General features: G+C 65.6%; 4 protein-coding genes. All 4 read left to right on the top strand.

The genetic code is table 11. The features are described 5' to 3' along the window. Positions 1 to 140: 140 nt before the first annotated feature. Positions 141 to 932 (top strand): cyclase family protein, encoded by a 792-nt coding sequence (locus Q0L57_RS05650; RefSeq protein ID WP_296739266.1) that lies wholly within the window; start codon positions 141 to 143, stop codon positions 930 to 932. A gap of 16 nt (positions 933 to 948) precedes the next feature. After that, positions 949 to 2,520 carry an NAD(P)/FAD-dependent oxidoreductase gene (locus tag Q0L57_RS05645; protein WP_296739263.1) on the top strand — a complete coding sequence of 524 codons (1,572 nt, stop codon included), beginning with the start codon at positions 949 to 951 and terminating at the stop codon, positions 2,518 to 2,520. Next, positions 2,520 to 3,002, top strand: a complete 483-nt coding sequence (locus tag Q0L57_RS05640; protein ID WP_296739261.1) for a MarR family transcriptional regulator — start codon at positions 2,520 to 2,522, stop codon at positions 3,000 to 3,002. Before Q0L57_RS05645 ends, Q0L57_RS05640 begins: the two co-directional genes overlap by 1 nt. A 59-nt stretch (positions 3,003 to 3,061) precedes the next feature. Next, a partial coding sequence (locus tag Q0L57_RS05635; RefSeq protein ID WP_296739258.1) for an indolepyruvate ferredoxin oxidoreductase subunit alpha occupies positions 3,062 to 5,127 on the top strand: 2,066 nt, incomplete at its 3' end.

Raw genomic sequence — 5,127 nt, 5'->3', positions numbered from 1 at the left:
ATGGCGTCGAACTCGCTCACGCCCCGCCCCAAAATGCTTTATGCTTAAAGATAATTGCAGATGCATATGTTTTCGTCTAGTAGGATATTAAGGGCCGCTACGAGCCTTGATGATCACCAGACAAGAGGGAACGAAAGACCATGGACACGCAAAAACTCCTCGGCGAGGTCGCCGGCCAGCTGCTTTCGGGCGCCATCAAGGTGGTCGACCTGTCGGCGCCGCTCGGACCGAACACGCCGCTGATCAAGCTTCCGCCGGAACTCGCCGTCGACACGCCGAAGGTCGAGATCCACTCGATCTCCAAGTACGACAAGAACGGCCCGTGGTGGGCCTGGAACTGGCTGAAGCTCGGCGAGCATTCAGGCACGCATTTCGACGCGCCGCAGCATTGGATCACCGGCAAGGACTATCCGGACGGCACCACCGACACCATTCCGGTCCAGAGCTTCGTCGGTCCGGTCAACGTTATCGACTGCTCCAAGGAAGCCGCTGCCGATCACGACTTCCTGCTCACGGTCGACCATATTAAGGCCTGGGAGGCCAAGCACGGCGCGATCAACCCCGGCGAGTGGGTGGTGATGCGCACCGACTGGTACAAGCGCAATGGTTCGGAAGCCGAATTCCTCAACGCCAACGAGACCGGCCCGCACACCCCCGGACCGACGGCCGAGGCCATCCAGTTCCTGATCAGCAAGGACATCAAGGGCTGGGGTTCGGAGACGATCGGCACGGATGCCGGCAAGGCTGGCGGCATGGAGCCGCCGTTTCCGGCGCACACGCTGATGCACAAGGCCAACCGCTATGGGCTGGCCAGTCTCTGCAATCTCGACCAGCTGCCGGCGAAGGGAGCGATCCTGATCGCCGCGCCGCTCAAGATCGAGCACGGCACCGGCAGCCCGATCCGCGCGCTGGCGCTAGTCCCGAGGGGGTAAGGCCGAGGTCACGTCGATGAGCGGCGTCGATCACATCATCGTCGGCAGCGGCATCAACGCGCTGGTCTGTGCGGCGATGCTTGGCGCCAAAGGCGCGACCGTGCTGGTGCTCGAGCGCAACGACCGCATCGGCGGCTGCATGCGTACCGAGGAGATCACCGCGCCGGGCTTCGTCCATGATGTGATGGCGACGACCTTCGTGCTGTTCATCACCTCGCCCGCCTTCGCCGCGTTGGGCAAAGACCTTGCGCGGCACGGGCTGGAGTTCTGCCACACCGCGACGCCCACGGGCGTGCTGCGGCCCGACGGTAGCCATGCGGTGCTCACCACCGACCGCGCCGCCAATATCGCGGCGCTGAACGGAATAGCCTCTGGCGACGGAGATCGCCATGGCGGCGACGTCGGCGGCATCGAGCGCGATGCCGGGCTGCTCTTCGGCTTGCTCGGCGGCGCGCTCTGGTCCTATCCGACGACGAAGCTTTTGGCCGGTGCGGCCTGGCGGCGCGGTCCGCGCAACCTTGCCGCCTTCATGGGCAAAGCGCTGGTGCCGGCGCGCGGCTGGCTGGAGACGACCTACACCTCCGAAATGGTTCGTGCGCTCTGGGCGCCCTGGGTGCTGCATGCCGGGCTCGGGCCGGAAGATGCCTTTTCCGGCCAGATCGCCAAGGTCATCGCCTTCGCGCTGGAAGCCGCCGGCGCGCCTATCGTCAAGGGCGGCGCAAAAAACCTGCTGGCCGCCTTCGAGGCGCTGATCAAGGAACGGGGCGGCGGCATCCGCGTCAACGCGGATGTCGCCTCGGTTGTGCAAAGCGGTGGCCGGGCCACTGGCGTGCGGTTGGCCTCGGGCGAGACGCTGACGGCGGCCGAGAGCGTCATCTGCTCGGTCACGCCGACCCAACTCTACGGACGGCTGCTCGGCAAGGAGGCGCCGGATGCTGCCGTGAAGGCGGCGCAGGACTATCGCTACGGCAAGGGCAACTTCCAGGTTCACTACGCTTTGAGCAAGGCACCGGCCTGGCGCGGCGAAGGCCTCGACAAGGTGGCGCTGCTGCATCTGACGCCGGGGCTCGACGGCGTCTCCAAGGCCTGCAACGAAGCGGTGCGCGGCCTGCTGCCGGAAGTGCCGACGATCTGCGTCGGCCAGCCGCACGCACTCGACCCGTCGCGCTGCCCGGACGGCAAGGCCATCCTCTGGCTGCAACTGCCCGAGGCGCCGCGCCACATCAAGGGCGATGCAGCGGGCAAGCTCGAAGCGCCTGTGGACGGGCAGTGGACCGAAGCGTTGCGCGAGGCCTATGCCGACCGCGTCGAGGCCATCCTCGCCCATCACATCGACGGCTTCCACGAAACCGTGATCGCGCGCCGCGCCTACTCGCCGGCCGATCTCGAAGCGATGAACATCAACCTGGTCGGCGGCGATCCCTACGGTGGCTCCTCCACGATCGACCAGTCCTTCCTGTGGCGGCCGTTCAAGGCGAGCCGCAACCACGAGACCGGCATCAAGGGGCTCTACCATATCGGCGCCTCCACCCATCCGGGCGCGGGTCTCGGCGGCGGCTCCGGCTTCCTTTTGGCAGGGAGGCTGTGATGGAACAGAAGCTTCCGGAAAGGCGCCAGCGCATCTCCACCCTAGGCCAGATCGGCCTGCAGCAGTTCGCGCCCTATCTGATGAACCGCATCATGGGCCGCTACAACGCCACCTTGCGCGAGGACTTCCGCAAGCAGGGCCTGACCATTCCGCAAGTGCGCACGCTGGCAGTGCTGTCGGTCACCGACGGCGTCACCGTCAACGACCTGTCCGTCTATACGGTCATCGAGCAATCCACCTTGAGCCGCACGCTCGACGCGCTGGAGGGCCAGGGTCTGGTGCGGCGCGAGCAGGGCGTGACCGACAGCCGTTTCCGCCACGTGTTTCTGACCGATGATGGGCGTGCCCTGTTCACGCGCGCCTGGCCCGCCATGCACGAAGCCTTCGAGGCGATGTTCGAGGGCGTCGACGATGCCGAATATGCCGCGTTGATCGCGATTCTCCAGAAGATGCTGAAGAACATCCGCAAGCACGACATTTGAGTTTGATGTACGCGCCGCCCCCGGTGGCAACGGGAAGGCGGCAACGGAAGGAGGCAGAAATGGCCGAACGGTCTTTTGCCAAGGAAGTCGAAAAGCTGAGGCTGGGCGCCGGCGAGGAATTCGCCGGCGAGGGCATCCTCGCCATCACCAAGGCGCTGCTGCAATGCGGCGTCGGCTATGTCGGGGGCTACCAGGGCGCGCCGATCAGCCATCTGATGGACGTGCTGGCCGACGCCCAGGATATCCTGGGTGAACTCGGCGTGCATTTCGAGGCGAGCGCCTCGGAAGCCACCGCCACCGCCATGCTCGCGGCGTCCGTGCACTACCCGATCCGTGGCGCCGCCACCTTCAAGTCGACGGTCGGCACCAATGTCGCCTCCGACGCGCTCGCCAATCTTGCGTCGGGCGGCGTCACCGGTGGCGCGCTGATCATCGTCGGCGAGGATTATGGCGAGGGCTCTTCCATCATGCAGGAGCGCAGCCACGCCTTCGCCATGAAGAGCCAGGTCTGGCTGCTCGATCCGCGCCCGAACCTGCCTTCCATCGTCAAGGCAGTCGAGGATGGATTCGAGCTGTCGGAAGTGTCCAACACGCCGGTCATGTTGCAGGTGCGCATCCGTTGTTGCCACGTCCATGGCCATTTCATCGCCAAGGACAACAAGCGCCCGCCGATGACGGTGGCCGACGCGCTGTCGGCGCCGCGCCGCGACACCGGCCGCATCGTGCTGCCGCCCGCGTCCTTCCTGCATGAGAAGGAGAAGGTCGCCAAGCGCTGGCCGGCGGCGGTGGATTTCATCAGGAGCCGCAAGATCAACGAGATGTTCGGGCCGGACCAAGGCCAGGTCGGCATCGTCATGCAGGGCGGCATGTACAACTCCGTCATCCGTGCTTTGCAGCGGCTCGGTCTCGCCGATACCTATGGCGACACCGACGTGCCGCTTTATGTGCTGAACGCGGTCTATCCGCTGGTCGATGACGAGTTCCTGTCCTTCTGCGAGGGCAAGCAGGCGGTGCTGGTCGTCGAGGAAGGCCAGCCCAACTACATCGAACAGGCCTTTGCCGCGATGCTGCACAAGGCGGGCCGCGGCACGAAACTGGTCGGCAAGGAGCATCTGCCGATGGCCGGCGAATATACTGGACAGGTGATGCTCGACGGCATCGGCTCCTTCCTGCGGGCGAATGCCCCGCACCTACTGCCAGGCGAGGTGAGGGCGCCGAACAAGGTCGGCGAGGGCGTTGACACCGCCGATCTCATCAACGTCGTTCCTGGCCGCCCGCCGGGTTTCTGCGTCGGTTGCCCGGAGCGGCCGATCTTCGCCGCCACCAAGCTGGTCGAGCAGGAACTCGGCAAGCACCACATCGCCTCCGATATCGGCTGCCATTTGTTCTCGATCATGCCGCCCTTCGAGCTTGGCGCCACGACCATGGGCTACGGGCTTGGGCCGGCCTCGGCGTCGGCCTTCAACTCGCCGGAGGCCAAGCGCCGCTCGATCTCCTTCGTCGGGGACGGCGGCTTCTGGCACAACGGCCTGACCTCCTCGATCGGCAACGCCGTCTTCAACAAGAATGACGGCGTCATCGTCATCGTCGACAATTTCTATTCGGCGGCCACCGGCGGCCAGGACATCCTGTCGTCGCGCGCCTCCAACCGCACCAAGTCGACCAAGCATCCGATCACCGAAGCGGTGAAGGGCATGGGCGTCAAATGGCTGCGCCACATCGACCGCACCTATGATGTCGGTAAGATGCAGGCCACGTTGCGCGAGGCGCTGACCACCGACGAGAAGGGGCCCAAGGTCATCGTCGCCTCCTCCGAATGCATGCTGAACCGCCAGCGCCGCGAGAAGCCTGTCGTCGACAAGGCGATCAAGGGCGGCGAGCGCGTCGTCAAGCCGAAGTTCGGTGTCGACGAGGACATCTGCACCGGCGACCATGCCTGCATGCGGCTCTCGGGCTGCCCGTCGCTGTCGGTGAAGACGCTCGACGATCCGCTGCGCGACGATCCGGTGGCGTCGATCGACCAGAACTGCGTCGGCTGCGGCAATTGCGGCGAGGTGGCGGATGCCGCCGTGCTCTGCCCGTCCTTCTACCGCGCCGATGTCGTCCACAATCCCGGCCGCTGGGA

This window comes from Mesorhizobium sp. (assembly GCF_024509055.1).
Taxonomy (GTDB): Bacteria; Pseudomonadota; Alphaproteobacteria; order Rhizobiales; family Rhizobiaceae; genus Mesorhizobium.
Note: the sequence above shows the minus strand (reverse complement) of the source record. Positions and strands in the feature narration are given on the sequence as shown.